This is a genomic window from Paenibacillus amylolyticus, from assembly GCF_036894225.1.
GTDB classification, from domain to species: Bacteria; Bacillota; Bacilli; order Paenibacillales; family Paenibacillaceae; genus Paenibacillus; species Paenibacillus amylolyticus.
The window spans coordinates 2,465,729-2,484,750 of sequence record NZ_CP145892.1 but is presented as its reverse complement, the minus strand read 5'-3'; the positions used below and the strand labels follow the sequence as shown (position 1 = coordinate 2,484,750).

At 45.7% G+C, this 19,022-nt stretch carries 22 protein-coding genes; 4 read left to right on the top strand and 18 right to left on the bottom strand.

Features of this window, described 5'->3' with window-relative positions:
* Window positions 1-18: 18 nt before the first annotated feature.
* From acpP to V6668_RS11175, 8 genes are all read right to left on the bottom strand, one after another.
* A complete protein-coding gene (gene acpP / locus V6668_RS11210) occupies window positions 19-252 on the bottom strand; it encodes an acyl carrier protein (protein ID WP_024630176.1) in 234 nt (77 codons plus the stop codon).
* A gap of 152 nt (window positions 253-404) precedes the next feature.
* Complete coding sequence (fabG, locus tag V6668_RS11205; protein ID WP_017689228.1) at window positions 405-1,154, bottom strand: 3-oxoacyl-[acyl-carrier-protein] reductase; 750 nt, start codon at window positions 1,152-1,154, stop codon at window positions 405-407.
* 211 nt (window positions 1,155-1,365) lie between these two features.
* Window positions 1,366-2,307, bottom strand: coding sequence for an ACP S-malonyltransferase (gene fabD / locus V6668_RS11200; RefSeq protein WP_338708450.1), 942 nt, complete (start codon window positions 2,305-2,307; stop codon window positions 1,366-1,368).
* Between the two features lie 25 nt (window positions 2,308-2,332).
* Window positions 2,333-3,322 carry a beta-ketoacyl-ACP synthase III gene (locus tag V6668_RS11195; RefSeq protein ID WP_036610885.1) on the bottom strand — a complete coding sequence of 330 codons (990 nt, stop codon included), beginning with the start codon at window positions 3,320-3,322 and terminating at the stop codon, window positions 2,333-2,335.
* 8 nt (window positions 3,323-3,330) lie between these two features.
* Entirely contained in the window at window positions 3,331-4,326 is a 996-nt protein-coding gene (plsX, locus tag V6668_RS11190; RefSeq protein ID WP_338708448.1) for a phosphate acyltransferase PlsX, read from the bottom strand.
* A complete protein-coding gene (fapR, locus tag V6668_RS11185; RefSeq protein ID WP_047842457.1) occupies window positions 4,323-4,871 on the bottom strand; it encodes a transcription factor FapR in 549 nt (182 codons plus the stop codon). Before fapR ends, plsX begins: the two co-directional genes overlap by 4 nt.
* Window positions 4,872-5,243: 372 nt before the next feature.
* Complete coding sequence (rpmF, locus tag V6668_RS11180; protein ID WP_017689233.1) at window positions 5,244-5,417, bottom strand: 50S ribosomal protein L32; 174 nt, start codon at window positions 5,415-5,417, stop codon at window positions 5,244-5,246.
* Window positions 5,418-5,484: 67 nt separating this feature from the next.
* Window positions 5,485-5,991, bottom strand: coding sequence for a YceD family protein (locus tag V6668_RS11175; protein WP_047842456.1), 507 nt, complete (start codon window positions 5,989-5,991; stop codon window positions 5,485-5,487).
* A gap of 463 nt (window positions 5,992-6,454) precedes the next feature.
* On the opposite strand from V6668_RS11175, the gene hmpA reads away from it, so the two are divergent.
* Both hmpA and V6668_RS11165 read left to right on the top strand, forming a co-directional pair.
* A complete protein-coding gene (gene hmpA / locus V6668_RS11170; RefSeq protein ID WP_338708447.1) occupies window positions 6,455-7,690 on the top strand; it encodes an NO-inducible flavohemoprotein in 1,236 nt (411 codons plus the stop codon).
* A gap of 219 nt (window positions 7,691-7,909) precedes the next feature.
* On the top strand, window positions 7,910-9,142 hold the full coding sequence (locus V6668_RS11165; RefSeq protein WP_338708446.1) for a nucleotidyltransferase: 1,233 nt from the start codon (window positions 7,910-7,912) through the stop codon (window positions 9,140-9,142).
* A gap of 362 nt (window positions 9,143-9,504) precedes the next feature.
* On the opposite strand, the gene V6668_RS11160 is transcribed toward V6668_RS11165, so the two are convergent.
* Window positions 9,505-10,545 (bottom strand): SepM family pheromone-processing serine protease, encoded by a 1,041-nt coding sequence (locus tag V6668_RS11160; RefSeq protein ID WP_101313434.1) that lies wholly within the window; start codon window positions 10,543-10,545, stop codon window positions 9,505-9,507.
* A gap of 251 nt (window positions 10,546-10,796) precedes the next feature.
* Here V6668_RS11160 and V6668_RS11155 point away from each other — a divergent pair, with 251 nt between their 5' ends.
* Window positions 10,797-12,134, top strand: coding sequence for a nucleoside recognition domain-containing protein (locus V6668_RS11155; protein WP_338708445.1), 1,338 nt, complete (start codon window positions 10,797-10,799; stop codon window positions 12,132-12,134).
* Here the strand turns inward: V6668_RS11155 and coaD are convergent.
* The 9 genes from coaD to V6668_RS11110 all read right to left on the bottom strand — a co-directional run bounded on the left by coaD (window position 12,112) and on the right by V6668_RS11110 (window position 17,762).
* Entirely contained in the window at window positions 12,112-12,618 is a 507-nt protein-coding gene (gene coaD, locus V6668_RS11150) for a pantetheine-phosphate adenylyltransferase (RefSeq protein ID WP_085981453.1), read from the bottom strand. The two genes, V6668_RS11155 and coaD, sit on opposite strands and share 23 nt — an antisense overlap.
* Before the next feature lies 1 nt (window position 12,619).
* Complete coding sequence (gene rsmD, locus V6668_RS11145) at window positions 12,620-13,228, bottom strand: 16S rRNA (guanine(966)-N(2))-methyltransferase RsmD (RefSeq protein WP_036609474.1); 609 nt, start codon at window positions 13,226-13,228, stop codon at window positions 12,620-12,622.
* A gap of 345 nt (window positions 13,229-13,573) precedes the next feature.
* On the bottom strand, window positions 13,574-13,939 hold the full coding sequence (locus V6668_RS11140) for a BRO-N domain-containing protein (RefSeq protein WP_338708444.1): 366 nt from the start codon (window positions 13,937-13,939) through the stop codon (window positions 13,574-13,576).
* Window positions 13,940-14,774: 835 nt separating this feature from the next.
* Window positions 14,775-15,026 carry a hypothetical protein gene (locus V6668_RS11135; RefSeq protein ID WP_338708443.1) on the bottom strand — a complete coding sequence of 84 codons (252 nt, stop codon included), beginning with the start codon at window positions 15,024-15,026 and terminating at the stop codon, window positions 14,775-14,777.
* Between the two features lie 145 nt (window positions 15,027-15,171).
* The gene (locus tag V6668_RS11130; protein ID WP_338708442.1) at window positions 15,172-15,429 is read right to left on the bottom strand and encodes a hypothetical protein; all 258 of its coding nucleotides are present in this window, start codon (window positions 15,427-15,429) and stop codon (window positions 15,172-15,174) included.
* Window positions 15,430-15,485: 56 nt separating this feature from the next.
* Window positions 15,486-15,689, bottom strand: a complete 204-nt coding sequence (locus V6668_RS11125; RefSeq protein ID WP_338708441.1) for a hypothetical protein — start codon at window positions 15,687-15,689, stop codon at window positions 15,486-15,488.
* 522 nt (window positions 15,690-16,211) lie between these two features.
* The gene (locus V6668_RS11120) at window positions 16,212-16,562 is read right to left on the bottom strand and encodes a hypothetical protein (RefSeq protein ID WP_338708440.1); all 351 of its coding nucleotides are present in this window, start codon (window positions 16,560-16,562) and stop codon (window positions 16,212-16,214) included.
* Window positions 16,563-16,620: 58 nt separating this feature from the next.
* Window positions 16,621-16,962, bottom strand: a complete 342-nt coding sequence (locus V6668_RS11115) for a hypothetical protein (protein WP_338708438.1) — start codon at window positions 16,960-16,962, stop codon at window positions 16,621-16,623.
* A gap of 128 nt (window positions 16,963-17,090) precedes the next feature.
* A complete protein-coding gene (locus tag V6668_RS11110) occupies window positions 17,091-17,762 on the bottom strand; it encodes an SOS response-associated peptidase (protein WP_338708437.1) in 672 nt (223 codons plus the stop codon).
* Between the two features lie 210 nt (window positions 17,763-17,972).
* Here V6668_RS11110 and V6668_RS11105 point away from each other — a divergent pair, with 210 nt between their 5' ends.
* Window positions 17,973-19,013, top strand: coding sequence for a fibronectin type III domain-containing protein (locus V6668_RS11105; protein WP_338708435.1), 1,041 nt, complete (start codon window positions 17,973-17,975; stop codon window positions 19,011-19,013).
* The last annotated feature ends 9 nt before the right edge of the window (window positions 19,014-19,022 follow it).

The following is a 19,022-nucleotide window of genomic DNA, read 5'->3' as shown; positions in this document are numbered from 1 at the left end:
GCGGGACTAAAAATGACTTTAGGTATGAGATTGTATGTAGTTTACAACTTCACCTACGGTCGTGATTTTTTCTGCATCTTCATCAGAGATTTCCAAATCAAATTCATCTTCCAATTCCATGACCAATTCCACTACATCCAAAGAATCAGCACCCAAATCTTCTTTGAAAGATGCTTCAAGTGTAACTTCAGCTTCGTCTGCGCCCAAGCGGTCGACGACGATGCGTTTTACACGCTCCAATACATCGGACATCCGGTTCACCTCCTTCTTTGGTATTATACGAGAATCGCAGGCAAAATGCCATAGAAGACATATGCGGCTCCCGGCCGGGGAACCCGGCCTTTTTCCGGCATTTCGGATCGTCCAGCGCCTGTTCCCCGACTATTGATCAAGTCCGGGAAGAATTACATGTACATGCCACCATCGACATGCAACGTCTGCCCTGTCATATAAGATGAAGCCTGTGAAGCCAGGAAAGTGACTACACCAGCGATTTCATCCGGCTGACCCAAACGGGACAACGGAATACCACTTAGCATACCGTCCACCAGCTCCTGGGACAACTCTTTTGTCATATCTGTCTCAATGAAACCTGGCGCAACACAGTTAACTGTGATTCCACGAGAAGCCAGTTCACGAGCAGATGCCTTTGTCAGGCCAATGACTCCTGCTTTGGCAGCAACATAGTTCGCTTGTCCAGCATTACCGAGCACACCTACAACCGAGGAGATATTGATAATTCTTCCCGACCGTTGTTTCATCATTGGACGTGTAACCGCCTTAAGGCAGTTAAACACACCTTTGAGATTGGTTTCAATAACCTGATCGAATTCTTCCTCTTTCATACGCATGATCAGATTATCACGGGTAATTCCAGCATTGTTCACCAGAATATCAACGTTGCCCCATGCTTCGAGTGTAGCTTTGACCATTTGTTCAGCTTCATCCATCAGGCCAACATTGGCTTGAAGTGTAATCGCCTTGACTCCTTTGGCACGAATCGCTTCCGCCACTTCCTCAGCTGCCGCTTGGCTACCCGCATAATTCACGGCTACGTTCGCTCCAGCTTCTGCAAGTGCCAGTGCAATACTGCGCCCAATGCCCCGGGATGCCCCGGTAACGAGTGCATTTTTACCTTCTAATGGTTTAGACATAATCATTCCTCCTTTCCCCAAATCTATATCAGTTCAACCAAAGAATGTTTACACTTGCCACTCCGATGACAGAATAAACTTCCGATCGCTGTTATCCCCAGATTTTTTTGATTCCCTTTTATAAAGGGAAAATCCGGTGATAAAGGCGAACGCTCCGCTTCTTCAGTTTTTTTCTGTCCTCTCCGTTCTCGTGTAAAAATTTTAGTTTAACTCATATAATTCCTTCTAATTCACTTGCCGTTGCTTCGAGCGTTTCAAGACTGTTCACATTGTACAATTTTACGGTTTTATCTGTTTTTTTAATCAAACCGGTCAATACACTGCCAGATCCAATCTCGATGAACGTATCCACACCTTGCTCAATAAGCCATGTCACACTGTCTTCCCATAATACAGGAGAATAGACCTGAGCTGTCAACAAATCCTGAACCTGTCCATCCTCTGCAGGTCTTGCAGTCACATTAGCGACTACAGGGACCGCTGCCGGTGAGAACGTAACGGTTTTCAGTTTCTCTGCCAGCTTATCAGCTGCACCCTTCATCAATGAAGAGTGGAACGGACCACTTACTTCCAATGCAATGGCGCGTTTACCGCCTGCTTCTTTAACACGCTCCGCGACTGCAGCTACGCCTTCCTTCACACCAGAAATGACGATTTGTCCCGGACAATTAATGTTGGCAAGTTCAACCGCATGACCACTTTCAGATACGTCACGGCAAAGCACCCCCAGCGCTTCCCGATCCGCACCCAACACAGCAGCCATCGCTCCTTGTCCACCCGGTACTGCCTGTTCCATATACTGACCACGCGCCCGCACAGTGCTCACTGCGTCAGCAAACGAAAGAACGCCCGCTGCCACCAGGGCACTGTATTCTCCCAGACTGTGTCCAGCCGTATAGTCAGGCTTAATTCCTTTTTCTTTGAAAGCTTCAAGCAAGGCAATACTTGCTGTCAACAGAGCCGGTTGTGTATTTGATGTCTGTTTCAACTCGGTCTCCGGTCCTTCAAATACAAGGTTGCTCAGAGAGAAACCCAATGTTTCATCTGCTGTGCGAAAAATTTCGGTTGCCGCAGGCACGGACTCATACGCGTCTTTGGCCATGCCTACAGCCTGTGATCCCTGTCCGGGAAATACAAATGCTATTTTACCCATCTCATTCATCTCCCAGATGTCTATTTTACCAAACGAGTACCGATGCACCCCATGTCAAACCGCCACCGAATCCAACCATCAGAACGGTATCTCCGGCTTTCATGCGACCTTCCTCTGCTGCTTCTACCAGAGCCAGCGGGATGGAAGCAGCAGATGTGTTTGCATACTTATCCACGTTGACTACAACCTTTTCTTCAGGAAGTTCAAGTCGTTGCATCGCAGATTGGATAATCCGAATATTCGCTTGGTGAGGAACAAACAGATCCACATCCGTACGCTCCATACCAGCCTTGCGTAATACCTCAATGGTAGCCGTCCCCATGACACGTACCGCAAACTTAAACACTTCACGACCGTTCATGTTGATGTAATGTTTTTTATTTTCAACGGTCTCTGCAGTAGCAGGCAGACGGGAACCGCCGCCTTCCATCTGAAGAAGACTACCGCCAGCACCTTCGGCACCGAGATCGAACGCTTTGAATCCGCGACCTTCCGGAACTTCACCAACGACTACCGCGCCTGCTCCATCACCAAAGAGGACACATGTGTTACGGTCTGTATAATCCGTAATACGTGACAAGCAGTCCGCACCAATAACAAGTGCATTGTTGTACATACCGCTTTGGATGAAGCTCGTAGCACTAGCCAAACCGTATACAAATCCGGAACAAGCAGCCGACAGATCAAATGCCGCGGCACCTTTTGCACCCAATTTGTCCTGCAAGATGCAGGCTGTCGATGGGAACGAAGAATCCGGGGTAATGGTTGCAACAATAATCAGATCGAGATCACTGCCTGTCATACCTGCAGATTCAAGGGCTTTAATAGCCGCTTCATATGCCAGATCAGAAGTTGCCTGATCCGGTGCAGCGATGTGACGCTCTTTGATTCCTGTACGACTGACGATCCACTCGTCATTGGTATCGACCATTTTCTCCAGATCGCTATTTGTCAAAATTTTCTCAGGCACATATTTCCCTGTACCAATAATCCCTACTGGGCGCAAATTATTCATATCCTCACTCACTTCCCGCTAATTTCCTTAGATATGCTCTCTACCAGCTGATTCTGCACTGCAATCCGAGCTTGGCGCACAGCATTTTTGATGGCATTGCCATCAGCAGATCCATGACTTTTCACAACCAGTCTGCTCAAACCGAGGAGTGGCGCTCCGCCATGCTCCGTATAATCCAGCTTTCGTTTCAACCCACGCAGCTCAGGCATTAGTACAGCTGCAGCCAGTTTACTTTTGAGAGAAGATGAAAACTGTTCCTTAAGCAAGGCGAAAATGGCACCTGCTGTGCCTTCCAGCGACTTCAACAGGATATTCCCTGCAAAACCGTCACATACAAGCACATCACAAGCACCAGTCAGCACATCACGTGCCTCAACATTACCGACAAAACGAATTGGGAGTTGATCCAGTAAAGGGTATGCATGTTTGGTTAACTCATTTCCCTTGCCTGGCTCTGTTCCTACATTGAGCAAGCCCACTCGTGGGGACTCAATGCCCTGTACTTTTTGCCGATACAAACTGCCCATCAGGCCATACTGTGCAAGGTGCTCCGGTTTGGCATCCATATTCGCTCCAAGATCCAGCGCAAGCACACCTACATCATCAATCGTTGGAATCATAGGCGCAAGCGCCGGACGTTCAATGCCTTCCATGCGACCTACAACAAGCAAACCCGCTGTCATGAGCGCTCCAGTATTGCCCGCCGAGATCATCGCGTCCGCTTCGCCCTCTTTCAGCATACGGCCTGCGACCACCATGGAGGCATCCTTTTTGCGACGCACTGCTTTGACGGGTTCATCATCCGAACCAATAACTTCGGAAGCATGCCGGACCGTAAGATTGGCAGGTCTAACACCTGACTGACTCAAAAGAGGTTCCAGCTTGGCTTCATCGCCGATCAGGACGATCTGTGTATCCGCCCATTCCGTGGCTGCGGCAATCGCACCTTCTACCGTTGATGCAGGTGCATTGTCGCCTCCCATGGCATCAATGACGATTTTCATTCCAAATGACCTCCTTCTCCGCTGTCTTCTCCACCTGAATGGTAGATTACAAAGTTGCCTTGAAACACCATTTCTTCACCTACATAAGTGAATACTTCCACTTTGGCTTTGCCCTTTTGACCCGGGATCGATCTCACATAAGCCTTTGCAATACATTTCTCTCCCAAATGAACCGAACGGACAAAGCGAATGTCTGCTGATGCAGTCAACGCGATCTCGTCATTAATAATCGCTACAGCCAAGGAGTTGGCCTGTGCAAAGACATAGTGTCCGCGTGCAATCCCTGTTCTGGAAAACACGTGTTCTTCCTTAATCTCAAACAGGGAAATCCCGCTCTTATCCAGTTGCAGATCCACAATATCACCGATAATCTCATGCAAGGGCAACGAGCGTACCTGATCATACGAGAGCTCTGCCATCAGTTTCATCCGCTCCCGAAGTTCGGGTATTCCAAGTTCCAGCCTGTCAAGACGAATCGTCTGAATACTCACCTTCAATTGGCGTGTAAGTTCCTGATCCGTCACAAACGGGTTCTCTTCTATCATTCTGGTTAACTGCTGTTGCCTCTGTCTCTTCGGTACACGTTCGATGCCTGACACCCCCCGCTGTATCGTTTACGGAACCGTCCCGTCCGGCCAGTTCAACCATTCTTTCGTGTTGCTTCTATAGTTGCATCCCTGGTCACCAGGGTCGTTCTCAAACGGATTATGGTTCATCTATATGTAACGTCAAATCTTAGAACCTGGTACTAAACTATAGTATATCTCATCCCGTGTCAAAAAGAAAGACTGGCCTAACAAAAACAATTCACCCTTCTAGTGCAAGGATTTCATGCTTGTTAGCTCACTCTACCTACACTCTCTAATCCAAAAAAAGTAGCACCTCATCGAAATGAAGTGCTACTTAATGTCCAACTATTATTGAGAGATGATCTCTCTTGCTTTGTACGTTCCGCACACTTTGCACACGTGGTGACTAAGTTTAAGTTCGCCACATTGTTCACATTTCACCATGCCCGGTACAGCCAATTTAAAGTGAGTGCGACGTTTGTCGCGACGCGTCTTGGACGTTCTCCGTTGAGGTACTGCCATTATTCCCACCTCCTTATCAAAATCAACCTTTGCAGGTAGTCTTAAAATGTTCGATTTTCAATCATGCTCATTTAAAAAAATCCTTGAGCCCTGCAAGCCGCGGATCAATAACCTCGTTATCACAACCGCAGTCACCTTCGTTCAGCTCATGGCCACACTTGGGGCATAACCCTTTGCATGTATCGCTACATAGCGGTATAAACGGAAGATCCAGCAGAAAAGCTTCCTCGGCATAACCCTTCAGATCAACGCTATCTCCATCCACATAGAGCGTATCATCGTCTTCGTGTAATTCCTTTGGCTGTTTTCCCTGCTTGAATTGCTCATGAAAATCAATATGAAAATGTTCATTGATTGGCTTGAGACAACGGGAGCACAACATGTCCACTCCTACAGTCAGCTTGCCATGAACATCCACAACGTCACCTTCTCTGAATTCTGCAGATAAGTCCGCAGTCAGCGGGGTAACGGCTGTGATATCTTGTCGATTTGAAACCAGTTCCTTGATCTCCCACTGTTCGTTAAACTTCAGGGGACCGTCACTGGTAGCCACTTTGCGAAATGGCATTAACATTTCCATCACTCCAAACGAAACCAATTTCATAATTCGTATCAAACGTATCACGACAGTTATACAGGTCAAGCCTGCTTTTGTAAAGCAATAAATCCTAACTGTATGTATTCTGACGAATCTTCGTTAAAAGTATTATGAAATTGACTTAACAAACAAAAATCATTATACCGATTTTTCAAGACGTTTGTCAACACTTTTAACTTTACACCCTATTTTAAAACCAATGGCCCAGAACCGTTTACTCCATCTGGTCTATTATAGACTCACTTCAAGATAAACTACAAGTCGTCATTTTAATTGTAGTTCCTTGCAAATAGCGGTCACATTTCGTTAACGTTTAGTGTGATCTATATCACACAGACCCGCTTGTCCCCTATCTATACTTGCTATAAACCGAAGCACGATCAGCTCCATGACCGATTTATTATCCAACTATTTCATATTATATCGGGAGGGAAAATGTATGTTAAGCGAGCACACAATTAGAGTCATTAAATCTACAGTACCCGTACTTGAAGTCCACGGCGAAGCGATCACACGCCATTTCTATGAAACGATGTTCGCAGCTCATCCGGAACTACTGAATATTTTCAATCATGCAAATCAGAAACAGGGACGACAGCAAGCCGCCCTCGCCAATATGATATACACCGCTGCCCTGCATATCGATAATCTGTCCTCCATCCTGCCTGCCGTCCGGCAAGTTGCACATAAACATCGCAGCCTGGGTATCGTTCCCGAGCAATATGCGATTGTTGGCACCTATCTGCTTCAAGCCATCAAAGATGTACTTGGAGACGCGGCAACGGATGAAATTATCACGGCGTGGGGCGAAGCCTATAATGTCATTGCAGACGCCTTTATCGGGATTGAACAGGACATGTATACGGAAGCGGAAAACCAGACGGGTGGCTGGGAAGGATTTCGTACCTTCAAGGTTGCCAAGAAAGTGCAGGAAAGTGAAGTCATCACGTCCTTTTACCTCGTTCCAGACGATGGTCAGCCCATTGCCAGTTATGAACCGGGACAATACATCAGTATCAAAATCAAATCAGAGGCACAGTCATTTACCCAGATTCGTCAGTATAGCCTTTCAGATACCCCGGGTAAACCCTACTATCGCATTTCCGTTAAGCGTGAGCGAGGTGTATTAGAGCGTCCTGACGGAGTTATCTCTACGTATCTCCACGATCACATTAAAGAAGGCAGTCTGATGGAACTATCCGCTCCTGCTGGCGACTTCACGCTGAATGCAGACGATAAACGGCCTGTTGTTCTCCTGAGTGGTGGTGTCGGTCTAACGCCCATGATCAGCATGTTAAATACGCTCGTTAACTTGAACGAAAATCGCACCATTACATTTTTGCATGCAAGTCCCAATGGTCAATCGCACGCCTTCCGTGATCATGTGAACAGTGTGGCCAAACGTAATCAGGGCGTTAAAGCTTATTATTGTTATACTCAACCTGAGGATGCTGATCGTGAAAATGAATATTTTCATAAGGAAGGTTATATGGATGCGATCTGGCTTCGCCAAGTGATCGATGAACTGGATTCCACTTATTATCTGTGCGGACCGGTTTCGTTCATGCGGGCAGTGTATACGGAACTTCAGGCGCTAGGTGTTGCAGCGGACAACATTCATTATGAATTTTTTGGACCAAAAGCAAGTCTATCTCCCGCGCCGGAAAGTGTCTAAAGCGTGCTGATTTATTAAGTTGAAGAAGCCGTTCTCCGATTATCGAAAATCTGTAATATACAATAGATTTACAGGCACAGTCTGACATCTGCTGATGTTGGAATTGTGCCTTTTTCTTGTCTAAATTGGTGCATGATTTGATCTAATACATGACATCCCCTATGATGGAATGGATGTAATACATACTCGGTTATCCAATCGAAAGGAGTACGTCTAATCATGAAAGCCGTAGGCGTCATTGTTGAATATAACCCCTTGCACAATGGGCATGTCTATCATTTGCAAGAAGCTCGGCGGCTAAGCGGCGCAGACGTCGTTGTTGCGGTCATGAGCGGCCCTTTTCTCCAGCGTGGCGAACCCGCCATCGTGGGTAAAAGGGCACGCACCGAGATGGCGCTGCACGCAGGCGCGGATCTCGTGCTTGAACTGCCGGTTGCGTACGCAGTCCAACCGGCAGAGTGGTTTGCCTTCGGTGCGGTATCGCTGCTGCACCGCACCGGCATTGTGGACTCGCTCTGCTTTGGCAGCGAGTCCGGCGACCTGGACAGCCTGCAGCGCATTGCGCGCGTGCTGGCTGTGGAGCCCGCAGGGATGCGCGAGGACATCGCGCGCCGCCTGCGGGAAGGCGCCAGCTACCCCGCCGCGTACGCTGGCGCGGCGGCGGCGCTGGCGCCCGGCGGCGTCGATGCTCACGACGCCGCTGCACTGCTGGAGCAGCCCAACAATTCGCTTGGGCTGCACTACCTGATCGCGCTGCAAAGACTTGGCAGCGCGATCCAGCCCTTTACGGCGGCGCGTACCGGTGCCGCGTATCATGAGGCGACGCCCGGGCCGGGGGCGATCGCCAGTGCCACAGCCGTCCGCCGCCTGCTAATCGCGGACGGACCTGACGCCGCCGCGCCATACGTGCCGGCGGCAACTCTTGCCATTCTGCATCGCGAATGGCAAGAGGGGCGCGCTCCCATACACTGGGAGCGCTTTGCACAGCCGCTGTTGCACCTCGCGGCCACCCGACGTGCCTCCGAGCTGGAACGCATCGCCGAAGTCACGGAAGGCTTGGAACACAGGCTGAGCCGTGCACTCGCTCAGCTCCCGGAGCCTTCAGTCGAAGCACTCCTGAATGCACTGAAGACCAAACGATACACACGCACCAAACTCCAGCGTATGCTCGCCCACTTGCTCCTGAATCACACCAAAGCCGAGTGTTCACCAGAGCAATTGGCTGCCGGCCCCGGATATCTCCGAGTCCTCGGATTTAATGCTCAAGGGCAGAGACTGCTTAAACAAATGAAGAAAACCGCGTCACTGCCTGTTGTGCTGAAACCATCGACGTTCACACACAATCAACTTGAACTGGATATACAAGCTCAGGTTGCGTATGGGCTCGCTTGCGAGCACAGGGACACACGTAGGATGTTCAGTGACTACTATGAGTCGCCTGTGAGACTGTAATCCGCTTTTGACCATAAGGCTTCATCTCCTAAGAAGCTCTTTGTTCCATCATTAAACAAATCATTGATATCCACTATTCGTTAATCAAATATACAATTAAAAATCCCCTTGCTGCGCGCCGCTCAGGCACCTCGCAACAAGGGGATTTCCTTATTCACTTCTCTTATTCACTTCTCTTATTCTCTTAATTCTTGTTCTCTTATAACTTTTGGGTATCTCTACCCCTTTAGGTCTAGTGAGTCTGTTGATCTTCTCAAATCTCTTGGTCACGTTTCATTCCACTGTAATCAATTATTCGGATTTCATCCGTTCTTTATCCATCCGGTTCAACTCAAATCGATCTCTTCCCGCCCTATTATAACCTATGATTTCACGGACAAGGTTTTCAAATAAGCCAGCGCATCATCCACCGTGCTCACAGGCACAAGTTTCATTTTGGTGCCGATCTGTTCAGCCTTGGCTGCTGCTTCCTTATAGTTATCTTTAGGTACAAAGAAGATCTCCGCTTCTTTTCGATCAGCGGCTACAATCTTGTGTACTACACCACCAATGGCACCCACCACACCCTCCTTGGTAATGGTACCTGTACCCGCAATTCGATGCCCCTTGGTCAGATCTCCAGGTGTTAACTGGTTATAGATCTCCAACGTAAACATCAAGCCGGCAGACGGACCACCAACCTGAGTATCGGTAAAGGATATCTGTTTGTCTGGCTCTTCAGCTTTCACCTTCTGAACCGTACCAATCATTACTCCGAGTCCCGGGCGGGTTTCACCTGTTTTATTGTCTTTTACCTGAATCAGTTTCACATCCCGGCTAATGGTCTCTCCACCACGTTCCAGTTGCATTTCAACCGTATCTCCGACCTTTTTATCTTTTAACTCGGCAGAAAGCACCGTATTATCCGGCGTAGCTGTTCCGTTCACTCCCAGAATGATATCTCCCGGAGCAATGTCTCCTTCCGGTTTTGGATCTTCAGACAGTCCAAATACAAAGATATGTTCAGGTACAATAGAGTAAGTCACACCAGCCTGCTCATATGCAGCCTCCATTGCGGAGGATTGTGAGTCACTCATGAACCACACCTGTTCGGCAGAGTATTCCGCTTCGCTTTTGCCGCGCAGTCGGTCTTCCTTTTTATCCACTTGAGCATTTTTATTGAACAGAGAGGTTCCTAGCAAAAACACATTGGCATATGTTGCCGACACGGTTGTCATCATGAACACACCGTGTTCTTCCTGGTCTCCGCCCTTAACGGTTACCATTGGTTTTACTTCATCTGCACTGCCAGGCATATATATGATATACGGCGTTGGCATGTACACGGCAACATAGACGACCAGAGCCACCACGATCACAAAGATCGAAGCTCTGAATCCGCCAGATTTCCGAATCCGATTCATCGCATGAGCCTCCGTTCTTTGTATCTCTATATAAGCTGAACTCTACACTAATCAGCAATCGTAATTCCATCTTGTTTAATCATTTTTTTCAAGTCTAACACTCTGGTCCTTGTGCATACAATGGTACAGGCCGGATAGGCCGCTGTATACAATAGCCTGTCCGGTCAAGGCCGAACCGCCCTTCGGGCGTCATTCGGCCGTCCATAACGATTCAGAGGCCAAATAGGCGTTATCTGATATGAGGTGAAACGATGACATTACAGAGCGAGGTTAGAGAATCTGGCCCGTTACGAACGATAATCCTAAGTACCGGCGCTTTAATGTTGGTCATTGCGGTAGTTGCGTCCCCCAAAGAAGCGTTTGACGCCTCTATTCAAGGTCTGGATATATGGTGGAAAATCATCTTCCCTGCCATGCTCCCGTTCCTCATGTTATCCCAAATGCTCACTGCGTTTGGTTTCACCCACGCGATGGGCGCCTTGCTCGGACCGTTAATGCAACGCTGGTTCAGACTTCCAGGCAACGCAGGTCTGGCAATTGCCGTTGGCATGTGCGGCGGATTCCCCGCAGGAGCAGATGCGGTATCCCGTTTATTTCAGGATAGACAAATTACCGCCAAGCAGGCGGTTGTCCTTGCGGCGGCATCTCATTTTGCCAATCCAATGATGATCATTTTGGTCGTTGGTGCTGCTTTTCTCCACCAGCCAGCGGCCGGATATTTTCTACTCGTGGTCCACTGGATCAGCGGCTGGATTGCTGCCATTCTTGCCACGCGTCTCCTGCCAGCACCGGGTAAACAGACAAACAGGGTTGGCTCCACAGCCGCGCAAACAGATAACAACTCTCTTGATTCTCAGTCTGCAAGTCCTGCAAGTTCCACAAGTCGCTCATCTGCCCCCCACCACGCTACGAAAAAACGACGCAGTATATGGTCTGATATGATGATTGCAGCGAGGGAAGCACATAGTCGTGATGGAAGAGGATTTGGCAAACTGCTCGGTGACACCGTATCCCAAGCTGTGCAGACCTTAATGATGACTGGGGGATACATGATCGGTTTTGCCGTATTTATCCGGTTGGTCTCCCTTTATCTGACTCCCGGGTCCTCTGCTGCGCTGTGGCCAGCTTTCTTTGAGATTCACCTAGGCACCTATCATTTGAGCCAGACTTCATTAACACCCATGCTGCTCATGTCTCTACTTGCAGCCGTTCTGGGATGGGGTGGTTTATGCTCCCATCTGCAAGTCTCTGCTGTCTTGAAAACAACTGGTCCGGGCAGCAAATCGATGTTGTACTTTGCTGGAGTTCGTCTGACTCATGGATTAATCGCCTTTTTCATCAGTCTGTTCCTATGGATGCCGTTCAGCCGTTATAGCACAGAAGTCTGGACCACATTACAGACGAATGCAGTGCACGACCTCTCAACACCATTTGGTTGGCTACTCATACATAGTCCAAGTAACACATACACGATCAACACCATTTGGAGCGTCTTCCCTGCTGCATGCATGGGTCTTGCGTTACTTCTTGCAGTCATGGTTAGTCTATCGGGTCTTACCTTCTGGTTTAACCGCCGGTTTTCTCGCTGATTTTCTGACGGAGCGCAGCTTCTACTTCAGGTGAGACAAGATCTGTAACATCTCCATGATAATGAGCGATTTCTTTGACGATACTGGAACTTAAATAGGAATACTTCGGATTTGTCATCATAAATATCGTTTCCGCATCCGGGTTCAACTTGCTGTTGGTCGATGCCAATTGCAACTCGTATTCAAAATCAGTTACCGAGCGTATACCTCGAACGATGACCTGAGCTTCCTTTTGCCGGACGTAATTGGCTGTCAGATCGCGGAAACTATCCACCTCCACATTGGGTAGATGGCGGGTTACTTCCGTAATCAATTCCTTGCGTTCCTCCACCGTAAACAGCGGATTTTTGCTCATATTGTTCAACACAGCCACAATGACGCGATCAAATTGCTTCGACGCTCTGGCGATAATATCCAGATGACCCATCGTTACGGGATCAAAACTTCCAGGATATACGGCGATCCGTTCCTGTCGATGTATCATTTCAGTCATGAGGAGCCTCCTCTTCCGGTGTAATGGATTCTCCATCTTCAACTGCTTCAGGCGCATAATAATAGATGGATACTGCCGTCTCCCCATACAAAGCCTTGCGCGTTTGTTCAAACGGGCCGAATTGCTCAGGGTAATCATGTTTGGATTCATATTCAAGCACGATGGTTGCTTCGGGTTCCAAAAGTTCCAGTTCGTGCATGGTCAGCATTAACTCGTGCCCGTTCTTCATGCGATATGGCGGGTCGAGAAACACCAGATCAAACGTTGTGCCTCGCTTGGCGAGTGCCTTCAATGCTCGACCTGCATCATTACGATATACGGCCGCCTGGTCTTCCAGCTTGGTTGCCTTCAGATTCATGCGGATGACTTCAATACTTTTCGATTCCAAATCAACAAAAACAGCCTTGTCCATGCCGCGGCTCAGCGCCTCAATACCGAGACCTCCACTGCCTGCAAACAGATCCAATGCTGTGCCGCCCTCAAAATAAGGACCAACCATGCTAAATAACGCTTCCTTCACCTTGTCGGTGGTCGGCCGCGTACCCGTGCCAGGAACAGCCTTCAGCGGCCTGCCTTTTGCACTCCCAGATACCACTCTCACTTGACGAGTCACCTTTTCTCTATGTAAGTTTATTGATACGACTATCGTACCACATTCGGGTTCGGTTTGAAAAATGTGCGGTCTTCATTTCCCTTGGAAGATTGTTGACGAATTGTTGACGCATATGTATAAAAAGGAAACAATCGGGCGATTCTATAATTATCGACATCACAAGTGTCGTAGACAACCGCGGAGAAGACTTACGTTTCCCCATAAGCTCTTCGTCCGGTTTCTCCTCTCCCATGAAAAATAGGCCCTCGAAAGAGGGCCTATTTTTGTTGTCTAAACCCTTATTTATAAAGGTTTTCATCCATTCCTAACGATTGAATTTCATTACCATATTCGTTATTGGGTGCGAATTGGGTGTGTTTTATTCTTATCGAGCATTCGGAATACTTGGAATCCTTCAAGCCCTGTCGATTGGCGAAGTTCACGAATCAACTGCTTCACCCATCGTTTGAAATCCTTAGCTTCTTTCTTGCGACTCTCAAACACCGTTTCGTAAATTCCGTACTCGTTAACAATCAGCATTTCTTGGATGCCACCCGTTGTAGGAAGGGGGTGCTTTGAAAGTACCTCCTTTGGTAGACGTTGTTTTATCTTCTTGGCTACCAAACCCAGTGCTGTTGATAAATCAGACAACACAGCCCACCACTCACCAGGACTCTTCTCTACGAATCGAATTTCATGTCCGAAGTTAATTACCTTCATTAATATGCAAACTGCTTTTACAGCAGACAGATTATGTATTAAGTCCGACTACGCCCCCACCAGCAGTATGGAGGATGTGTTTTCAACCCACATCCCTCGGCGATTTAATTATCCACATCAAATGTAAGATGCTGTATCAGCATTTTGCTTTTCTTATAATTGTTATTTTCTTTGTAGGATTAGGTTATACCCGTCAATCTGACGGTCATCACCTATTCGATACTATCCGTTAAGTGGATAGAATACTTTTCGTAGGTTTTTCCATTCTCCACCATGTGATTTCAAATCACATATCTTGCGCTTACTTCCTTCTAGTTTTTAATGGACTGTTCACTGCCAATCATAGCTATCGATCTGACAGATGCGGAATTTTTACATACTCAAAAAGGGAGTACACGTTGGCGGGGTTACTATAAGTAAGGTAGGGGTAACAGAACTAATATGAGATAAAGACGAGGGGACTCATCATCCGATCAGGATGATATGAAATTCTGAGACTCAAAATACGAGTACGTTGTTCTTATAATACTTAAATGTACACTACATCCTGACCGATTTATGGACAGAAATAAGGACCTTCGTTTAGTGAAGACCCTTATTGTTTAGTTCCATCAATTTGATATTGTTATTTGTTATTCTTTTTTAATGTAGCGCCAGGAATAAAGTCCCCGTTACACCAGCGCACGAAATGATCGGCGTGAAGTAGATATATTTTCTCTGTAGACGGCTCTAACCCCGCGCTCTTCACGTCCTGTGTGTAAGTGTCCAATAGCTCGTTTAGGTGCTTCATAAACTCCGGACTCACTTTCATATTTACTCCCCTTATATAATGAAATCAAGAATTCTCGATCACTTTAGACTTGTATTCCTCCCAATACTCTTCGTCGCCCTCAATTCCATGAAGCCAATCATACATCATCATTATTTCTAATTCCTGTTTCCTTCCTTTTATAAACGGCTTTTTAGGTAACCTTCTGTACAAATCATTTAAATTGAAGAGATTGCTTTTTTTGCTTGTAGTCATACTCATAAGTTCTCCATTTCTCATTGCTCTTTCTTTTATGAGTAGCTGGCCATAATTGTTCATTATCAAAAAGTTTGTGTACCCAATCTTGAGTAAACTCCCATAAGTTTAGGCTTCCTCGCGGAATCGAAGCCCATCTTTCCGGATCTCTCCGGACTCTACTGTTGAATTAAGGGAGCGCAATAAAAAAAAGCACCTCAGTGGGTGCTTACTTAAATTCAAATGTAGCTTTAGAAGTATTCAATTTCTGCTTCATGATTTTGTTATGATCTACTTCAACAGCATAAACCTCTGCAGCCAGACCCTTTTCGAATGGAGTATGAACTACTAACTCAACCTCATACCATGGGGAGTCAGATGAAAGAGCGAATACCTCGCCTTCAATCGGCACCCTGCTGAATTCGTAATAATCATTTTCCCAATCACTATCTTGAGCTGTATGAGTATGCACAAATACTTTCGGCAAATATATCACCTCCCTCGGCATCAACATTCGACAAGAAGGTAGGTTTTTCCTTTTTATTAATATACCTGCTCGAGAACCTGTGATATACTCATTTCACCACCACCAACTTTCTGTTCTTCGGGCTTGCCCGAGAATGGGCTGGGGCGCTTAAGCGTCCGCCGTTGGAAAGGGGGAGTCGCGATGAAAATTCGATTCGAATTAGTAGTCACGCCAGAAAGCTTGGAAAAGCTACTGAGAATATCAGTGGTAATTTCAAGCATTCTGACGCTCCTGCTTAAATAGCAGGAGTTTTTTTTATTTGAGAACAAAAAGAACAGCATTCCCGCTTGTGCTACCCTTGCGGCCCTGGACCGTAAAACAGGTAATGGTCTGTGCGGGGTGCTGTACTCTTTTATTCCGTGCTATAACTATATGCCCCTGAAAACCTAGCGTTGCATAATATTGCCGGAATATTATGGGGCAACATTCTGTATAAACAATAGATCGAAAGAGAGGAAATATGACAGATTGTGAAGAATAACAACATGAGGTGAATAAGATGAACCATACATATAGAGTATTAAAAGAGGATATCGATTTTTCACGGCGGCTTTAAGCCAGGATCGGGTGGTGGTTTGGCATGTGTTGGAGGAACAAGAGCACATCATTGACTATGGTCGATCAGTAGAAGCCTATAGCCAAGTCTCTGTCAAGTTGGCAGGGAAAAAATTCTTTCGTGACACGTTTGAATCTAGGGTACAAAATAGGAGCTATATATGGCTCCATTATTATTGGGTATTCGATTAGTTAAAGTATGTTTGGAAAAAAATAAGAACCTCTTCTTCTTCAAAGAAGAGTTGGAGACCATAAAATGCCCCCAACAAAAAACCACATCCGGCCAATAAACAGTAAAATATAGAATTACCAGCGCTTGATCTCCCGTAATGATGTCCGCAATGTGGACACATGAAAGCATCTCCAGATATTGCACTTCTGCAAGATTGGCAATGTATTAAGTTGTTAGAGTTAGGTTTGAACTTTCTTTTTATATTTCTAAACATTGCCTTAAAGGCTAGCACTGCAAGTACAAACATTGCGATAATGATTCCTATACCAAATAAATTACCCATTATATTGTTTATACGCTCAAACATGACGTTCCTCCAACTATGTAATTAATCCAGAATAGTCTTGTTTACTATGTAACATTTACTATTTAAAACTAAAGGTTTCAAATGTCTCGAGAAATTCTGACAAGGCATAGAAACCAATTCCAATACAAACAAATCCAACGATAAAACAACCAATGATTGAATTAGCAAATCCACTTCCTCGTCCGTAGTGTTCTCCACAATTAGGACATACAATGGCAGAACTTGAGATTGAATGCCCACAAGATCTGCAAGGTTCCGTTTTTTTAGCCCTTAACCCTTTCAATCTTCTATAGATATTAAGAAACATTCCAGCAATACCCATTAAGCCTAGTACAAATAACGCTAAGATCAATCCTGCAAAGAATACCATACCAAAAATCTCACTGATATTATGAATCATAACAAACTCCTTCAACGATGAAATCAATCCAGAATAGTCTATCAGACCTATGTAGGTATTTCCATAAATTTCTGTTATCTAAAACAAAAAAAGAGTGCCCACCGCTATGGTGTCACTCAAATGAGCATCTAATTTACTTCCTTTAATAATTCCTCATTGTTATTCCGCACATTGCCGACTTCCTTCGGCACCTCGTAAGCTCGCATTTCTGACGCTTGATATGGCTTGAGAAGTCCGAGAAGTGATTGGACATCATCATTATCTCTTCCAAGCCATTCCGCCTCATCCTCGGGGCGCAGAATAACCGGCATGCGATTATGAATGTCTTCCATGAGACTATTCGGTTCAGTAGTAATGATGGTGCATGTACTCAGCTTGTTCCCGTCCGGATCTGTCCAAGTATCGTACAGGCCGGCAAGCGAGAATACGCGGTCATCCTTCATCAAGATGCGCATTGGCTGCTTTGCCGTTCCTTCCTTACGCCATTCATAGAATCCGTTTGTCGGAATAATACAGCGCTTGGAGCTGATCAGGCGTTTAAAAGACGCCTTTTCATTCAATGTCTCGGCTCGGGCATTAATCATCTTGTTACCGATCTTATCATCCTTTGCCCAGGATGGAACCAGACCCCATCGGAGCTTGCCCAACCTATTCCCGTCTTTACTACCAATTATGGTAGGGATGTATTGCATAGGAGCTGCATTGTAATTCGGCTTGTACTCGAAGCTATCAGCAACAGAAGCATAATACCTGTCCATAATTGCATCTAAAGGGTCAGTAATTGTAAATCTACCGCACATGAAAATGCCTCCTTTGAGACTCTATACTATGTATAGTTTACTCAGATTTTTAGGAATAGAAACGGGTGATTGGAGGAGAATTGCATCCAATATAAAATAAAAATGCAATAAATTAGATGATATTTATAGATCAGCAAGTTTATGTTTAGACAGAGAAAATAATTAACTTTATGATATGTGCATTAAAACTTTAATGAAAGGAATTAATTTATGAGCAGAAAAATATTGAAAACATGTTTGTTGGGATTTATTTTGTTTTTATTGAGCTTAAATGTAGCATTCGCAGATGAAGGAGAATACTTAACTGTAGAGGGAATGCAGGGAGTATCCCCGCACAAGGATACAGTGATAACTGTAAGTGGTACATATAGTTCGAACTATGGAAAGAATTCTATTGATGGTAATTTAAATACTCTCTGGAATGCAGGGACTTATAAGGGGACTATTCAATATGTTTTTCCTGAGCCTATTAATTTAAGTTTTATTCAGATAGCCGCATATTCTAATCCTAAATCAAATAATTATTACACGATTTATGGTCTGAAAGATGGAAAATGGACAGCGGTTAGTTCCAAGGTAAGTAGGTATGTGAATCTATCAGTTACAGTAACAGATCCGATTGAAATTACACCAGGTGAATATGATGGTATTAAAGTAGAAGTAGATGGTTCAGCTTCATGGGCTCATGTTAACGAACTTACCTTAGGCATAACTGAATCTACCAATCCTATTCAGTTTAATCTTCAAGCTACTGGGGGCAATACTCAGGTAGGTTTGAAGTGGGACGAAATTGCCTCTGCTGAAAGTTATACAATAAGATACGGCACTGAGTCAGGGAAGTATACAGAAACAGTAACAGCGACAAAAGATGAATATGGCAATTTTGTTATTCCAGGACTGACTAATGGAACCACATATTATTTTGTAGTGAGCGCAATTATTGATAGTGTCGAATCTGAATTTTCAAACGAAGCATCCGCAACTCCTCAAGGACCTGTTATTGAACCAGAGGAACCATCGGGTAATCGTGCGATTCTTGTTGTGACTATGACAACCGGTCTTGAAAAAGAATATGATTTGAGCATGCAAGAAGTTAACAGCTTTATCGATTGGTATGAAACAAAACAAGCAGGAAGCGGGAAGGCGTCATACGCAATTGACAAGCATGATAATAACAAAGGCCCCTTTAAGAGCCGCAAGGACTACATCCTATTTGATCGAGTTTTGACGTTTGAAGTGAGCGAATACTAAGCAATCAAT

Coding starts and splice junctions, on each gene's coding strand:
- V6668_RS11115 (WP_338708438.1), bottom strand. CDS start 16,962: ATGATTCATAATATCAGTGAGATTTTTGGTATGGTATTCTTTGCAGGA.
- V6668_RS11155 (WP_338708445.1), top strand. CDS start 10,797: ATGACATTACAGAGCGAGGTTAGAGAATCTGGCCCGTTACGAACGATA.
- plsX (WP_338708448.1), bottom strand. CDS start 4,326: ATGAAAATCGTCATTGATGCCATGGGAGGCGACAATGCACCTGCATCA.
- V6668_RS11135 (WP_338708443.1), bottom strand. CDS start 15,026: ATGAACAATTATGGCCAGCTACTCATAAAAGAAAGAGCAATGAGAAAT.
- hmpA (WP_338708447.1), top strand. CDS start 6,455: ATGTTAAGCGAGCACACAATTAGAGTCATTAAATCTACAGTACCCGTA.
- V6668_RS11160 (WP_101313434.1), bottom strand. CDS start 10,545: ATGAATCGGATTCGGAAATCTGGCGGATTCAGAGCTTCGATCTTTGTG.
- V6668_RS11120 (WP_338708440.1), bottom strand. CDS start 16,562: ATGTTTGAGCGTATAAACAATATAATGGGTAATTTATTTGGTATAGGA.
- rpmF (WP_017689233.1), bottom strand. CDS start 5,417: ATGGCAGTACCTCAACGGAGAACGTCCAAGACGCGTCGCGACAAACGT.
- V6668_RS11195 (WP_036610885.1), bottom strand. CDS start 3,322: ATGAATAATTTGCGCCCAGTAGGGATTATTGGTACAGGGAAATATGTG.
- V6668_RS11125 (WP_338708441.1), bottom strand. CDS start 15,689: ATGCTTGAAATTACCACTGATATTCTCAGTAGCTTTTCCAAGCTTTCT.
- V6668_RS11175 (WP_047842456.1), bottom strand. CDS start 5,991: ATGTTAATGCCATTTCGCAAAGTGGCTACCAGTGACGGTCCCCTGAAG.
- V6668_RS11105 (WP_338708435.1), top strand. CDS start 17,973: ATGAGCAGAAAAATATTGAAAACATGTTTGTTGGGATTTATTTTGTTT.
- V6668_RS11110 (WP_338708437.1), bottom strand. CDS start 17,762: ATGTGCGGTAGATTTACAATTACTGACCCTTTAGATGCAATTATGGAC.
- acpP (WP_024630176.1), bottom strand. CDS start 252: ATGTCCGATGTATTGGAGCGTGTAAAACGCATCGTCGTCGACCGCTTG.
- fapR (WP_047842457.1), bottom strand. CDS start 4,871: ATGATAGAAGAGAACCCGTTTGTGACGGATCAGGAACTTACACGCCAA.
- fabG (WP_017689228.1), bottom strand. CDS start 1,154: ATGTCTAAACCATTAGAAGGTAAAAATGCACTCGTTACCGGGGCATCC.
- V6668_RS11140 (WP_338708444.1), bottom strand. CDS start 13,939: ATGAAGGTAATTAACTTCGGACATGAAATTCGATTCGTAGAGAAGAGT.
- fabD (WP_338708450.1), bottom strand. CDS start 2,307: ATGGGTAAAATAGCATTTGTATTTCCCGGACAGGGATCACAGGCTGTA.
- V6668_RS11165 (WP_338708446.1), top strand. CDS start 7,910: ATGAAAGCCGTAGGCGTCATTGTTGAATATAACCCCTTGCACAATGGG.
- coaD (WP_085981453.1), bottom strand. CDS start 12,618: ATGATACATCGACAGGAACGGATCGCCGTATATCCTGGAAGTTTTGAT.